Origin of the sequence: Acidihalobacter sp., assembly GCF_037381185.1 — a bacterium.
Classification (GTDB): Bacteria; Pseudomonadota; Gammaproteobacteria; order DSM-5130; family Acidihalobacteraceae; genus Acidihalobacter_A.
In genome coordinates, this window is the sequence record NZ_JARRQY010000054.1 from 1 (window position 1) to 14,353 (window position 14,353).

Here is a 14,353-nt window from a genome sequence, read left to right on the forward strand (position 1 = left end):
TCCCCGTCGGCCGCGCGCGCCGCCTGCGCCGCTTCCGAGGCGTTCTTGGCCACTTCCTGCACGGTCGCCGACATCTCGTTCATCGCCGTGGCCACCTGCTCGGTCTCGCTCTGCTGGCGCTCCACGTGACCGCTGCTCTCCTCGCTGGTCGCCGACAGCTCCTCGGCCGCCGCCGACAGCTGCGCCGTCGAACCCGCCACCTGACCCACCAGACGCTGCACACGTTCCACGAAACGATTGAACGCCGCGGACAAATGATCCAGCTCGTCACCGCGCTCGTGAACCACCATGCGCCGCGTCAGGTCGCCCTCGCCCTGAGCGATCTCGTTCATCATCACCACGACCTGTCCCATCCGGCGGATCAGCCCGAAGATGGCCAGACCGGTCAGACCGCCGCCGATCAGAATGGCGATCATGGACAGCGACAAACTCCACCAGGAAGCCTGCGCCAGCATCTGCTGCATCTGATTCTTCTGGGCGATCTCGATGTCGCCGGTCATCGTACCAGCCTGCAGCAGCAGCGCCCTGATCTTTTTCCAGACAGGATCGGACTGGGCGAGTAGCTGACGAGCCTGAAGATAGCGATTCGTTTTAAGCTGCTCGATGATTTTGGTGCGCTGCGCCTTGTTCGTTTTCCAGAGTTTTCCTATCTCATTAATCGTTTCGGCCAGTTTCGTATTCTTCGGCACCAGCATGGCTGCGGTCTGCAGCTCGGTGTCGAAGTTCTTCATCGAAGCGGTCGCCTCTCCTATCCAACTGGAACCGCTCAACGGATTGAGCAGTTTGTTGCGGATAGCCACCCCGGACACCAGACCCTCGCTTGCCATGCGCTGCACCGCCTGTTGCAAGGGCACGTATACGTCAACGACCTCACCTACCCTGACGCGGATTTTGCCTTCGAAGGTAACGGTCATGATCATAGCCGCCACCACCAATAAAACGGCGAAACCGGCAGCACCAAATAGTCGAGCCTTGATAGTCCGTGGTAACAGCAACATCTTGCATACCTTCTTCTAAGGGTGGTAAAGGCGAAATGGTGTTCCTGCAAACGGGTCGATCGGGATCGAAAACCCGCATATATCGCTTATCGGCGGGAAGCCGGAAACATTGAGCAAGCCACAGGAACAGTCCGCGCAACTCCCGGCCAACAGGCAGCGCACACCGCAGCAGAGCGTCCGCGTAGCCTATCGATCAGCTCGTCCCTGGCGTTTCGCCATGATCCTAACGGCATGTGCCGCCGCCGCAATACGTATCCGCGAAGCGCTCAGAGCGAGCGCAAAAAACGCGATGACGAAGCCGGCCCACAGCGCGGCGTGCACGGGCAGAATACTGGTCATCGCATGCGCCGCCCCACCCAGCTGTCCCAACATCAACGCCACCACCGCGGCGCCGACCGACTGGCCGAAGGTACGCGCGCTGGCAAGTACGCCGGAGGCTACGCCGCTACGCTCGCGGGCGACACTGCCGAGCAGTTCCACATTATTAGGCGCCTGGAAGAAACCATAGCCCAAACCACACAAGCCGGTTCGCCACAGGATATCGACCATTGACGTCTGTGCGCCGAGCAGCGCCACACTCAGCAGACCGGCGATGAACACAGCCAGCCCTAGCGTCGAGATCAACGCCGGATTCACTCGGTCGGAAAACCGCCCGGCCAGGGGACCGGCAACAATGATCGCCAGCGGCCATGGCGTGAACAGCACTGCTGACTGCAGGGGGCTGTAGCCCTGTACGCTCTGGAACAGGAACGGCAGCGAAATGAAGGCAATGCCCTGGGCGGTAAACGCCACCAGGGACGTCTGCGCCGCACGCGAAAAACGCTGCGTCCGAAAAATCTCCAGCGGTAGCAGGGGACGCTCACAGCGGCGCTGCCACCAGATGAACACCGTCCCGGCCACGACGCTGGTACCCAACGCTGCGCCGGAACGCCACACCCCACCCTCGTGCGCCACCGCCTCCATGCCCACGACGAAGCCGCCCAACATCAGCACCGAAAGCACCGCACCAGCGATATCGAAGCGTCCACCCCGGCCGCCGCTGCGCGGCAAGGCACGATAGGCGAGCGCCACGGCAATCAGGCCCAACGGCACGTTGAACGCGAACAGCCACGGCCAATCCAGCACCGCCAGAATACCGCCGCCGATGGACGGACCGGCGGCGAGGCCGAACGCCACGACCAGCGCGCTCAGCCCCAGGGCCGAGCCGAGCAGCCGCGCCGGAAAAATCGTGCGGTAGATGGCCGGCCCGACGCTCAGCATGGCGGCCGCACCGAAGCCCTGCACGGCGCGCATGCCGATAAGCATGCCCAGGCTCGGTGAGAGTGCGCAGCCCAGCGAAGACAGCGTGAACACCGACAGCCCGAACAGATAGACCCGGCGATACCCGATCACGTCGCCCAGCGCGGCAAAGCTCAGCAACCCCACCGCGTCGACCAGCAGAAACGCGTTGGCGACCCAGATCGTAGCCGCGGCGGACGCATGCAGTTCCTGCGCGATCGCCGGCAGCGCGACGTTGACGATCGAGCCATCCAACACCGCCAACAGCGTACCGACGATCAGCACGAGCACCGCCCAGCGGCGCTCCGCACCGGGCAGACCATCGTCGTGCGGTGCATCACTAAACAAACGAGCGACCACTATGACTCCTTACCGATTCAGAAAGAATGCAGGGCCGCAAAAGTGCCCGGCGACAAAGCGATACATGGCGCCTGCCGAGAACTGTACCGCCTCACGGCCGGCAAAACTCATGTGTCTCGCAAAAAAGCGGAGAACCGGCCAAACCATCGCCACCGTTCACCAGGGAACAACTTTCCCGAGGTAATCGAGGTAATGCAGCCCCGCACGCCCTTCATAGGTACCCATCGTATTGATCAGATTGGGAATACTCTCATCTATGCTCAAACGTGCCTGAGCTCCCCCCATATCCGTCCGCACCCACCCAGGCGCCATGAGTAGCAGTGTTCTCGGATCGTCGCGGTGACGCGCGGCAAAGCTACGCATGAACATGTTCAAGGCGGCCTTGCTGCCGCGGTAAACCTCATAGTTGGCGTTGATGTTGTTCGTGAGACTGCCCTGCCCCGAGGACATGACGCCGATCGTACCGCTTGGAGGGACCAGATCCTGCAGCGTTTCGATGACCCTCAACGGACTCAGCGAATTAGTCACCATCACGCGAATGAATTCATCGGTCGACACATCGGCTATCGTTTCTCGATCGTCGTTTTTGACGCCGGCATTCACGAACAAGAGGTCTACGCATCGTTCACCAAGCCGGGTACGCAAATCACTGATCTGCTCGGGAACCGTAATATCTAGCGTCTCCACCTCAAGCAATTCCGGAAAACATTCTGCGAGGCGGAAAAGACTATCCCTGGAGGCAGCCCGCCCGGTTGCGATCACTTTGCATCCGCGCTTCAGATACTCCTCTGCCATCGCAAACCCCAGTCCGCGGGATGCGCCGATGAGTAATACAGTCTTTTGCGGCAAATCCATTTTCATCATTCATTTCCTCCGAGTTCAACTGACCAGAGACGGCATTGAAATCGATGTAATCCTGAGTGTGTTGGTGCGGGAGGAACTATAGTCAGAGCGCAGATATGGCGGAAGACGCATCGTTTGCATCTATAAGCTGCACAAAACGCCTTCTCTATATTTCCCGAACCGAAATACGATAAGACATGGCCGAACCGGACCTAAATCTGCTCATCGCGCTCGACGTGCTGCTTGCCGAAAAAAGCGTGGCCGGCGCTGCACGCCGCCTGGGCTTGAGCGCGTCGGCCATGAGCCGAACACTGGGCCGCCTCCGCGCAACAACCGGAGACCTCCTGCTGGTCAGGGCCGGACGTCACATGGTGTTGACGCCCTATGCCGAAGAAATACGCGAACGCACCCAAAACGCCGTATGCGAGGCGCGTTCCGTACTGCGCCCTTCAGCGTCGAAACTGGCTCTGGCCACGCTGGAACGCACCTTTACCATCCGTAGTAACGAAGGTTTCGTGGAGGCGTTCGGTGCATCACTCATAGCGGAGGCGGCTGCAGTGGCGCCGCTCGCGCGGCTGCGTTTCTCCCCCAAACCGGAAAAGACCTCAAGACCTTTGCGCGAAGGCCTGGTCGATCTCGAAATCGGCGTGCTGGGGGAAATGGGGCCGGAAATACGCTTGCAGACCCTGTTCAGAGATCGCTTCATAGGCGTCGTGAGAAAAGACCATCCGCTTGGACTCGAGCATGCGGTGACGGTCGAGGGGTACGTGTCCTTCGGCCATGTCGTCGCATCCCGCCGCGGCCGAATAGGCGGGCCGGTCGACGACGCGCTGGCCGAATTGGGTCTGGAACGCAGGATCGCCGCCATGGTTCCGAGTTTTTCCACCGCCCTGGCCGTGGCTCAAGCATCAGATCTGGTAGCGCTTGTACCCGCCTCCTTCCTAGCCACCCAATCGGGCTTCAAGAGCGATGGGGCGACTGCGACGCTCCATGCGTTCGAGCTTCCAGTAAAGACAGGGGAGATTACGGTATCGCAGATGTGGCACCCCCGATCGGAGCGTGACCCGGCCCATCGCTGGCTGCGACAGTTGACGCGTAACGTCTGCCGCGAGAGAGCGCCGAAACTCACCGGCGCTTAGGAACGCTGATTAAATGGCTACGCGGGCAATCTGCTACGTTGCGCGCTGCTCGCTTCTTCGTCTATCCACTTGATAGGTCTCACTCGCTGCGCTGCGCGCCTTGCCGCGCATCCTTAGGCGCTCCCTGAAGTGCGTTCAGAAATACCAGGTGAATCTGGCGTACACCCGTTCGGCCGGCACCGCGTAAACGCCCGAACCCGGCGCAGTCTCCAACCCGCCGTACTCGGTGCCGTGTCGGCCGAACGGAAACTGCAGGCCGGCGGTGACGCTCGTATTCTGCCCCAGGCTGTACTCCGCCCGCCCCAGCAGCAGAGTACTGCCGTCGTCGAGATTAGCGATCAGCGAGGGCTTGAGCATGAGCAGCGGCGTCCACTGCAGATCGACACCGGCGGCCAGATAGTTCTTCGACACGGTGAAAAGCTCGCCACGGGCCAGACGATCGCTAAGAGCACGGGGCAGAGCCGCAAGAGTGTAGTCGCTGCCGCTCATGCCGAAACCGTTGTGGAAATACTCGACGTAGCCATTGAGGTTTTTCCCGCCCAGGACCCAGGCATACTGCGCATTGGCCAGTGCCGAGGTGCGCACCCCGCCGCCGTGCAAGCGGGTGGGAACGACCTCCACGGTCCAACTGGCGCCGGCCGCCGAACCGCTGATCCCCGCCCCCAGCACCGCGTCCCGGTAATCCTTCGCCAGCATCAAGTCGATTCCGAACTGCTGCTGGCGCCCGGCAAAGCCCCGCCACTTGATGCCGGCCGAGGACTGATCGGCCTCGACATGGCCCGTACCCGGATCGCGGCGCGGCACCGCCACGCCCTGCACATCGGCACCGCTGTCGAACAGCCACTGCGCGTACAGCATGTCGGCGCCCGGTTTGTAGGCCGTATAGGTCGCGTTCGGCGCGAAGGGGTTGAACAGGTCCATCGGGTGGAACACCAGTCCGCCGCCCCAGGTGAGCGCCTGACGCCCCACCCGCAACACCAGATGCTGCGCGCTGTAGCTCACGGCGAGCCGGTCGAGACGATGCTCGGCGTAATACTGGCCATGATCCGTCACCACATGACTCAGACGCAGCAGCGCCGTGCGCCGCGGGTCGACGTACAGACCGGGGTCGGCAGCATGTTCGCGGCGCGTCAGCGCCACGCTGCCGCCGTGGCTCGCCTCGGCGAGATAGGCCATATCGACGCCCCAGCCGGAAGCCAGGGTTCGCGACCACATGAGGCGCAGCCTCGCGTCCTGCTCGCTTCGCCCACGCTCGCCGAGCGCGGCGTCAAGACTGTCGGCAGTGTTGCCCGCCAGCGCCCCCTCCAGGTTCAGCTCTACGCGCAAACCGCCCTGCGCACCCCCCACGGTCGGCAACGCAGCGCACAGCACTGCCGCCGCCAGCCGGGCAAAGCGGCCGCTCATGCCCTCTCGTCCGCCTCTATCCGCCCGTCACGCATGCGCACCCGCCGGCGCGTGTATTCGATAACCCGCGGATCGTGCGAGGCGACACAGAAAGTCATCCCGCGCGCCTCGTTGAGCCGGCTCATGAGCGCGAGCAGTTCCTCGGTAGCGGCGGAGTCGAGATTGGCGCTGGGCTCGTCGGCCAGCACGATGGCCGGCGAAGAAGCCATCGCACGCGCGATGGCCACGCGCTGCTGCTGGCCGCCCGAGAGCTCCCCCGGACGCCGCTCGCCCAGTTTTTCGAGGCCTACCTCGGACAGCATCGCGCGCGCCCGCTCCCTGCGTTGCCGCGCATGCACGCCCTGCAACTGCAGGATGAACTCCACGTTCTCGTACGCACTGAGCACCGGGATCAAATTGTAGGCCTGGAACACGAAGCCGATCTTCTCCAGCCGCAGGTCGGCGAGTTCCCCTTTGTCCAGTTCGCCCAGCTTCCGCCCGTCCACGCTCACCTCGCCGCTGGTGGGACGATCAAGCCCGCCGATATGGTTGAGCAGCGTCGTCTTGCCCGAGCCGGACGGCCCCGACAGGCTGAGAAACTCGCCGCGATGGATTTCCAGGTCTACGTCCTGCAGCGCATGGACCGCGGTGTCTCCGGCACCGTAGCGCTTGCCGAGCCCGCGGCAGATCACGATCGCTTCCATTGCTTGCTCCTTGTTCATGTCTGGCCGCGGTTGATCGCTTCGACGGGCACGCGCCGCACGATGCGCCAGATCGGCAACAGTCCGGCAGCAACCCCCAGCGCCCACACCAGGGCGCTGATGGCGGCGAACTGGGTCACATCCAGCCGCGGATACAGCACCCTCCCCGCACCGAGCCATTCCGACCCACGGGCCAGAAACCCCAGATCGACGCCGCGGTGGAACGCCAGCACCGTGGCGGTAGCCGCCAGCACGCCGATGGCGATTCCCAGCAACACCACCAGGGCGGATTCCAGCGCCACCTGAGCGAAGATCAGCCGCGGCCGCAGACCCAAGGCCTGCAGCAGCGCCAGCTCGCGCACGCGCTCGTGCAGCGACATCAGCAGCGTGTTGACGATCCCAAAACTCATCAGCACGAAAATAATGACGATCCAGACCTGTATGAAACTGCTGGAGAGCTGATTCATTGCCTTGGTCAGCGGTCGCAGAGTCTGCCAGGACTGAACGTCCATCCCGGGCGCGGCCCCGCGCAGCTTGCCGATGAACGTATCCAGTTCCGCCATGCGGCGCAGACCGAACGAAACTCCCGTGATGTTCTCGCCCATGCCGAGCATGCTCTGCGCCCGCGCCAGACCGATGAACACATAGCGGTCCTCGATCTGCGGCGGCGCTGAAAACAAGCCGACCACCTTGAACCCGCGTTCGGCCATGCCGCCCGCGCTGTTCTGGCTCATCAGCACGACGCGCTTGCCGATGCCGGTATGCAGGCGCTTGGCCAGCTTGCGGCCGAGCAGAATGCCGGTGCCGTCAGCGCCGTCGAGCCCGCGCCCCGCGTGCACGGCCGTGGCGATGAACGACAAGCCGCGCTCGCGCGCCGGGTCGATTCCCATCAGGCTTACCGGCCAGGTCTTGTAGGCACTTTGTACTGCCGCCGGCACCCGTACCCGCGGTGCCCAGCGCTTGACCTCCGTTCCGTCGAGCACCGCGAGCAGCGCACCGGACGGCGGCGGCATGCTGCGCGCGACGCCCGGATTGTCGAGATATCCGCGGGCGTGAACCTGCCCCTGGCCGGTGAGATTCTCGAGCGCGGCCTGCAGACTGCTCGCGCTCCAGGCCTGCAGCAAAGCGGTGAAACTGAGCATGGACCAAACGCCGATGCTGACCGCCACCAACACCAGGCCGGTACGGCGCGGATTGCGCCACAGGTTGCGCCAGGCCAGGGCCGAAATGAGCTTCAGGCGTTCCATCACGCCGCCCTCATGGCCGCCACCGGCTCGAGCCGTCGCAAACGCAGCAGCGGAAACACGCCCGCGAGCGCGGTAAAGCAGGCGATCGCCGCCGGCGCCGCGAGCAGGGAAAACGGCGTGAGCTGCGGATACATCCGTCCGGGCAGTCCCCACTGCGCGAACACACCCTCCGCGCCCGGCAACACCAATCCGTGCACCGCGTACCAGCCGGCCGCCGCCGCCCCCAGCCCGATGCCGAGCGTCAGCCCCACGGCCAGCAGCATCAGAATTTCCAGCCACACCATGCGCGCCGCCGTCATCGGCCTCATGCCGAGCGCCAGGAGTATGCCGAACTCGCGGGTCCGCTCCAGAATCGACATCAGAATGGTGTTGAGCAGAATGGCCACGCTCACCACCACCAGCACGACGTACCACAGCATCGACGTACTGGCGTCGAGCTGAATGGCATTCTTGAGTCCCGGCTCCAACTCGCCCCAGCTGCGCACGCTCAACCCCTTCTGCCCGGCCGCGCGCCGAATGGCCGGCAACGCCCTGTTCACCGCGTCCAGCGATGCCCCGGAAAGCGCCAGCACGTTCGCCATGTCCGGCATGACGAAATCGCCCTGGAAACGCCGCAGCGGGATTTCCGCCAGCTGCCGGTCGAGGTCCTTGACACCGCTGGAGAATATTCCCGCCACGGTCAACACGTCGGCGGCCACCGAACCGTCGCGCCCCATGCCCAGCAGCGTCACCCGATCGCCGACCGCGACACCCAGGTTGCGCGCAAGCGCTTGTCCGAGAACGATCTCGGCGGTATCGGGCCGAAGATAGCGACCGGCGCGCAGCGTCGAAGCGATACGCGAAACCCGGCGCTCCGCCGCGGGATCGACGCCGACGACCATGGCCGCCAAGCTACGCGAGCCCTTGGACAACAGCGCATAGGTCTGGGCTCGAGCCGCCACAGCGGTCACCCCCGGAACCCGCGCGACGCTCCGGGCCAATTCCCCGGCGTGACCGAACGACTTGCGAATGCCCGGGTCGTCGAGGTAGCCACGCGGCTGCACCTGCGCGTAGCCATCGAACAACCGCATGGTGTTGTCCTTCATGCTCGCGTAGGTGCCGACCTGCAACGCGAGCAGAAACACCATCACCAGGCACGCGAACGCAATGGCCAGCAGCGTCAGCAGGGTGCGGCGCGGCTGGCGCCACAGGTTGCGCCAGGCCAGTGCGATCACGGCGCACTCCAGGGCCGCGGGTTGCGCAGGTTCGACAGCGTGAAGAGATAGGCCGGCAGCTTCAGGTCGAACACGCCCTTGGCGTAACTCAGCTGCGTCCACCTCCCCGGCTTGCCGACCTCGCTCATGCGCATCACCACCGGAAACGGGCGTCCGCCCAGGGGGGCGACCTTCGTGGTCGCCAGGCGCCGCACCGGCTTCATGTCCTGATCGTAGAAGGTTTCCTCGAGCAGCACGCCGTCGTCACGGATCTTCAGCACCTGCTTGCCCCAGACCACCGGCGCTCCGGGCTTGGGCGTGCAGACCACCGCATAGACCTTGTGTCCCCCCGCCTCCGTCACCCCGCCCAGCGCGTGCGTGTAATCGGTCACGATCTGATTCGACTTGGAAAGATCGTTGTACGAAAAATCGGAGCCCATCCAGTTCTGCGACATCATCGAAAACGGCAGCTTGATGACCTGATTCAGCTTCGGGTTGTAGATCCATAAGGCCTGCCCGAGCTTGAGCGTCGCGTTGCCCGCATCGCCCCGGGGGGCGGTGAAGCGCACCAGGGAATCGTTCTCGCCCTGAGTCCAGGCGATCATCTCCATATGGCGCTGCCAATCAGGCCGATGGATGACCATGGTCACTTCCGTATACGAGCTGTCGCCCCGCCACCGGTGCAGCGCCTTCTCGACCAGACTCGTGGGATTCGGCGCGGCAAGTGCGGCACCCTGCGCCGCCAGCAGCAATCCGGCCACGGTGAATTTGAAGAACACTCTGATCCCCATGCTCATGACGACATTCTCCCGCATACGCAACACGACGACGAACCGGCGGCACATCACACTGTGTACTCAAGTTTGTACCACTGGTACACACTGTGGTCAACGGTGAAGTAAATGGATATTCTGATCCCATGAGCCCACGCCGCCTCGACAAGCTAGATGACGAACGCAAGAAGCGCCTCTTCGAAAGCGCTGCCGAAGAATTCGCCGACAAGGGCTACGACGGCGCCTCCCTGAACCGGATACTGAAACAATCCGGCATGGGGAAAAGCTCCCTCTACTACTATTTCGACGACAAGGCCGACCTGTTCACGACGCTCATCGAACGGATGGTCGGGGTTTTTTTCAAGCAGGTCGGCATCATCGAGCCGGAGACCCTTACGGCAGATAGCTATTGGAGCGAACTGGAGGCGCGCTACCGCAAAGCGCTGACGCTGATCGACGCGAACCGCTGGCTGGTCAAATTCGGCAGCATGTTCTACGGCTTGCGCGCCAGCCCCAAGGGGGGCTCCCCGACCGGACGCGTGTTCGAAACCGCCAAGAAATGGGTCAAACGGTTCATCGCGCAGGGACAAGCGCTCGGCATCATCAGAACCGACCTGCCGCAGTCACTGCTTATCGACTCGACCATGGGTCTGCTCGAAGCCGTCGACCGCTGGCTCGTGGTGCACTGGGAAGAACTCGACGAAGACGAACGCGAGGAAATGCCCGCGCTGCATATTGGCTTGTTCCGAAACCTTCTCGCGAAAGCAACGGAATGAGCGGCAAAAACCGCTTTCCGAAAACTGTCCGCGAATGCGGCCGGCCATCGGCCGCACTCGAAATGAATCACAATTGCGAGTCCAACCCGCGAACAAAGCTCAGAAACTCCTGAATCGTCGACGATCGATGCCTGTTATGGGAATAAACCGCATAAACCGGAGGCCCGTAGGACGAATAGTCTTCCAACACGATCTGCAGAGCGCCGCTGTCAACGTCTGAAGCAACCATGAAACGGGGCAGCTGGGCAATTCCGCTCCCGGAAACGACGGCATCGAGCAGAACGGGCCCATGTCCCGAGCACAGCGGCCCCTGCGGATCGACTTCGAATCGCTCCCCCTGTCTGTCGAACGTCCAACGCCGCACGGCGCCGTCCCGTGCGCGCAGGTAGCCAAGACACGCATGCCCATCCAATTGCTCCGGATGCGTTGGCGTTCCCCGAACACGCAGGTAGCCCGGCGACGCGACAGCGACGAACGGCGGGCTTTGGACAGAACGAATTGGCCAAAGGCGACCGGAGCACTGACCCGCAGCGTTCCCCAGGGCCGCCCACGCGAACCGGAAACCAGGGCGCGCGCGCCCGCGGCGCTGTCCACCAGCCCCTTGCACTGCGCATAGAACTCGGCGCCTTCTGCGGTCAGCGTCACCGCCCGTGGAGAACGCTGAAACAGGCGCACACCCAAATCGCGCTCCAGGCGCGTCATGGCTTTGCTGACGGCCGAAGGCGTCAAACCCAACACCCGGCCGGCCGCCGTAAACGACTCCGACTCGGCGCAACACACGAATGTATTCAAACCGGTCAGTGGGTCAACGTCAGAACGCGCCATCTTGAATTCAATTCATAATTAATGTGGCCGCGACCCTATCACACCGATCGAAGCAGTGCTCCTAAGCTGCTCACACCGGCAAACATGCATTACGTTCACGGATTAGGAGCATCCAATGACCTCTATCGACAGCCTTCACCCCCGTTTCGGCCGCGCAGCCCTGCTTATGATCGAATTCGTCAACGAATGGCTCGCTACCGACGGAAAACTGCACCGTCTCATGGAGCGCAATCGCGCGGCGTTCGACGACTCGGTCGCGGTCGCACAGCGGGTATTGCACGCGGCCCGAGCCATCGACATGCCTGTATTGCATGCGACGCTCAAGCTTTCGCCCGACTACCGGGAACTGGGCGCTTGCGACTTCGGCCTGCGCGGCGCCATCCAGCGTGCGGGCACCTGGAAATCCGCCGACGACGGCTGGCGCTTTCATCCGGACTTCGCGCCTGCCGCCGACGAGTTCGTGGTCGAGGGGCGCAGCGGCTCCAGCGCTTTCGCCGACTCGAACCTGGAGGGCCTGATGAAGGCCAACGGCATCACCCGCCTCTTCGTCGCCGGCTACGCCACGCACGTATGCGTCGAATCGACCATGCGAGCCGCACACGACCTGGGCTACGAACCAGTGATCGTCATCGACGCGACGGCGGCCTTCAGCCCGGCGCAGCAGGAACACTTCGTCGAGCACGTCGCGCATCATTTCGGTCGCCTGGTATCCGGCGACACGTTCGTGAATCTCATGAATCCGCAAACGGCGGAGAAATCTGCCTGACACGAGGCGAAACATAGCAGAGGCACCGGCAGGCTCACGCGCGCCGATGCCCGGCGGCCACGAGAGAGTTCCAGGCCCATGCCGCGCCGGCGAGCTGCACCGCCCCACCCAGAAACATGGCCGCCTCCAGGCCCTGCAGTGCATTGCGCCAAAGAGCGAACACAGCGCCCAGCACCGCTACACCCAGCGTCGCCCCCACCATGCGCGCCACATTGATGAGCGCGGAGGCGGTGCCCGAGCGAGCCACCGGGACCGCCGCGACCGCAACGCCCATCAGCGGACCGGTCGCCAGCCCCATGCCCAGCCCCGTCATGACGAGGCCGGCTTCGGCTGCGGGAAGCGAGGCGGCCGGCGTCGTCACCGCGATCAACAGCAGGCCCAGGCCGATGATGGCGACACCGCCGGCCGTCATGGCGCGCTCGCCCACCCGCAGGAGCAATGCCCCCGAAAACGGGGAAACGGCCACGAACGTCAGCGCCATGGGCATCAGTGCCACACCGGCGCCGACAGGGCCTAACCAGCCCTCGGCCTGCCAGGTCAGCGGCAGCAGGAACAGCACGCCGTACATGCCGAACGTCATACCCGCGGTAGCGGCCATGGCTCCGCGGAAGGCAGGCTGCGAGAACATGTCCAGCGGCACCAGAGCGGCGGCGCCATGGGCTTTCTCGATGCGAAGAAACAGTGCCGACGCCGACAGCGCGACCAGAGCGGCGACGGTGGCGATGCCGGGCGCGCGACGGGATTCGATGGCGGCGACGGCCAGGCTGGCGAGCGCCGCGGCGCCCAGCACCTGCCCAGCGACATCGAAGCGCCTGCCCTGCCTGTGGGACGACTCCGGGATCACCACCGGAGCCAGCGACAGCGCAGCCAGCCCGAGCGGCACGGCCACCCAGAAGATGCTGCGCCAGCCGAAGCCGTCGATCAGCACTCCGCCGACGGTCGGACCGATCGCCAGAGCAACCCCATTGCTGGCGGCCCAGATGCCCAGAACCTTCGCACGCACCGCCGGCTCCGGCCATACGACGCGAATGATCGCCAGCGAGGCCGGCAGCAGCAACGCAGCGCCCAGCCCTGCGAGCGCCCGGGCGGCGACCAGCAACGTCGCCGTGGGGGCGAGCGCGCATAGCACCGAAGCCACGCTGAACAGCGCCGCCCCCGCCATGAAGATCCGCCGCCGGCCGTACAGGTCCGCAAGCAGTCCGCCCGTCAGCAGTAGCGCCGCGTAGACCAGGTTATAGGCATCGACCACCCACTGCAGCGTGCCCACTTCGGCGTCGAAGTAGCGCCCGATCGGCTGCACCGCCAGATTGACGACCGACGTATCGATCTGGGCGACGAGCACGGCGACGCAAAGCGTCGTCAGCGTCAGCCAGCGGCGATCTGCATAGGCTTCCTGTATCCCGTGCGCTCCCCTCCCTTCACCAACCTCGTTATCCTGCATCGCAACATCCCCGACGGCCTGACAGGAGCGAAACCGTAACAAGCCGCGGATACGGAATGTTTCGGCTCTCGTCGAACCATGTCCGCGGACTGCACCGGCAGGAACCGCGCAACCTTCAGTCCCGCGTGATACGCGCCGCGTAGCAGCCGTGCCTCGCGTAATGGGCGTGCAGATAGGCGACGCGCGAATCGCCGAGCAGACGTAGCAGCGCCCTCTCCACATCGCCTCCCTCGGCCAGCTCCGCGTCGATCAACATGCCGGACGCATCGAACGCGCGCAGCGACAAGGGTCGGATACGCAAGACCTCGGGTATCTCGCCGGCGCGGTCGTAAGCGGTTTCCGCGCCTTCGCGCACGAACACCGCATGGCTGGCGCGATATGGGTTGTCGGCCGGTTGATGGACGTAGTTAGCCAGCAGCAGCGTTTCGCCGGGCTCGGCATCGCGCAACTCGACCCGCTCGGGAAATCCCGGCCTGCGATCGGCGACGACGCGCAGAACGCGCTGAGCCGCCAATGCCTCATCCGGCAAACCGTAGAAGCGTTGGAACAGCTCGGGATCGAGCCCGGTGATGCGAAAATTCATAGCGACCTCCTCGGCGTATCGCTCAGATCCATTTCGAAAACACCTTG

Annotated in this window: 13 protein-coding genes; 3 read left to right on the top strand and 10 right to left on the bottom strand. The window is 64.0% G+C overall.

Annotated elements, in window-relative coordinates; translation table 11 throughout:
* The 3 genes from P8014_RS16370 to P8014_RS16380 form a co-directional block, all read right to left on the bottom strand.
* The coding region (locus tag P8014_RS16370) for a methyl-accepting chemotaxis protein (protein WP_337818392.1) at positions 1-920 on the bottom strand (920 nt) is incomplete at its 3' end.
* 264 nt (positions 921-1,184) lie between these two features.
* Positions 1,185-2,636, bottom strand: coding sequence for an MFS transporter (locus P8014_RS16375; RefSeq protein ID WP_337818393.1), 1,452 nt, complete (start codon positions 2,634-2,636; stop codon positions 1,185-1,187).
* Positions 2,637-2,792: 156 nt separating this feature from the next.
* Positions 2,793-3,500: an SDR family NAD(P)-dependent oxidoreductase gene (locus P8014_RS16380; protein ID WP_337818394.1), complete on the bottom strand. Its 708-nt coding sequence runs from the start codon at positions 3,498-3,500 to the stop codon at positions 2,793-2,795.
* 176 nt (positions 3,501-3,676) lie between these two features.
* On the opposite strand from P8014_RS16380, the gene P8014_RS16385 reads away from it, so the two are divergent.
* Positions 3,677-4,618 (top strand): LysR family transcriptional regulator, encoded by a 942-nt coding sequence (locus tag P8014_RS16385; RefSeq protein WP_337818395.1) that lies wholly within the window; start codon positions 3,677-3,679, stop codon positions 4,616-4,618.
* 135 nt (positions 4,619-4,753) lie between these two features.
* Here the strand turns inward: P8014_RS16385 and P8014_RS16390 are convergent, their stop codons facing one another.
* Genes P8014_RS16390 through P8014_RS16410 form a run of 5 tightly spaced genes read right to left on the bottom strand, consistent with a single transcriptional unit; the run spans position 4,754 to position 9,939 of the window.
* Positions 4,754-6,022 carry a hypothetical protein gene (locus tag P8014_RS16390; protein WP_337818396.1) on the bottom strand — a complete coding sequence of 423 codons (1,269 nt, stop codon included), beginning with the start codon at positions 6,020-6,022 and terminating at the stop codon, positions 4,754-4,756.
* Entirely contained in the window at positions 6,019-6,705 is a 687-nt protein-coding gene (locus tag P8014_RS16395) for an ABC transporter ATP-binding protein (RefSeq protein ID WP_337818397.1), read from the bottom strand. The genes P8014_RS16390 and P8014_RS16395 overlap by 4 nt, the downstream gene beginning before the upstream one ends.
* 14 nt (positions 6,706-6,719) lie before the next feature.
* Positions 6,720-7,949 (bottom strand): FtsX-like permease family protein, encoded by a 1,230-nt coding sequence (locus P8014_RS16400; RefSeq protein ID WP_337818398.1) that lies wholly within the window; start codon positions 7,947-7,949, stop codon positions 6,720-6,722.
* The gene (locus P8014_RS16405) at positions 7,949-9,163 is read right to left on the bottom strand and encodes an FtsX-like permease family protein (RefSeq protein WP_337818399.1); all 1,215 of its coding nucleotides are present in this window, start codon (positions 9,161-9,163) and stop codon (positions 7,949-7,951) included. Before P8014_RS16405 ends, P8014_RS16400 begins: the two co-directional genes overlap by 1 nt.
* Complete coding sequence (locus P8014_RS16410; RefSeq protein ID WP_337818400.1) at positions 9,160-9,939, bottom strand: outer membrane lipoprotein-sorting protein; 780 nt, start codon at positions 9,937-9,939, stop codon at positions 9,160-9,162. The genes P8014_RS16405 and P8014_RS16410 overlap by 4 nt, the downstream gene beginning before the upstream one ends.
* A gap of 122 nt (positions 9,940-10,061) precedes the next feature.
* Here P8014_RS16410 and P8014_RS16415 point away from each other — a divergent pair, with 122 nt between their 5' ends.
* Entirely contained in the window at positions 10,062-10,691 is a 630-nt protein-coding gene (locus P8014_RS16415; RefSeq protein ID WP_337818401.1) for a TetR/AcrR family transcriptional regulator, read from the top strand.
* A gap of 940 nt (positions 10,692-11,631) precedes the next feature.
* Entirely contained in the window at positions 11,632-12,282 is a 651-nt protein-coding gene (locus P8014_RS16420) for a cysteine hydrolase (protein ID WP_337818402.1), read from the top strand.
* Between the two features lie 34 nt (positions 12,283-12,316).
* Here P8014_RS16420 and P8014_RS16425 read toward each other — a convergent pair whose 3' ends face one another.
* Together P8014_RS16425 and P8014_RS16430 are read right to left on the bottom strand one after the other, a co-directional pair.
* Entirely contained in the window at positions 12,317-13,723 is a 1,407-nt protein-coding gene (locus tag P8014_RS16425) for an MFS transporter (RefSeq protein WP_337818403.1), read from the bottom strand.
* A gap of 115 nt (positions 13,724-13,838) precedes the next feature.
* Complete coding sequence (locus P8014_RS16430) at positions 13,839-14,306, bottom strand: DUF1203 domain-containing protein (RefSeq protein WP_337818404.1); 468 nt, start codon at positions 14,304-14,306, stop codon at positions 13,839-13,841.
* Positions 14,307-14,353: the final 47 nt, after the last annotated feature.

Coding starts and splice junctions, on each gene's coding strand:
- P8014_RS16410 (WP_337818400.1), bottom strand. CDS start 9,939: ATGAGCATGGGGATCAGAGTGTTCTTCAAATTCACCGTGGCCGGATTG.
- P8014_RS16430 (WP_337818404.1), bottom strand. CDS start 14,306: ATGAATTTTCGCATCACCGGGCTCGATCCCGAGCTGTTCCAACGCTTC.
- P8014_RS16420 (WP_337818402.1), top strand. CDS start 11,632: ATGACCTCTATCGACAGCCTTCACCCCCGTTTCGGCCGCGCAGCCCTG.
- P8014_RS16390 (WP_337818396.1), bottom strand. CDS start 6,022: ATGAGCGGCCGCTTTGCCCGGCTGGCGGCGGCAGTGCTGTGCGCTGCG.
- P8014_RS16395 (WP_337818397.1), bottom strand. CDS start 6,705: ATGGAAGCGATCGTGATCTGCCGCGGGCTCGGCAAGCGCTACGGTGCC.
- P8014_RS16380 (WP_337818394.1), bottom strand. CDS start 3,500: ATGATGAAAATGGATTTGCCGCAAAAGACTGTATTACTCATCGGCGCA.
- P8014_RS16385 (WP_337818395.1), top strand. CDS start 3,677: ATGGCCGAACCGGACCTAAATCTGCTCATCGCGCTCGACGTGCTGCTT.
- P8014_RS16400 (WP_337818398.1), bottom strand. CDS start 7,949: ATGGAACGCCTGAAGCTCATTTCGGCCCTGGCCTGGCGCAACCTGTGG.
- P8014_RS16425 (WP_337818403.1), bottom strand. CDS start 13,723: ATGCAGGATAACGAGGTTGGTGAAGGGAGGGGAGCGCACGGGATACAG.
- P8014_RS16415 (WP_337818401.1), top strand. CDS start 10,062: ATGAGCCCACGCCGCCTCGACAAGCTAGATGACGAACGCAAGAAGCGC.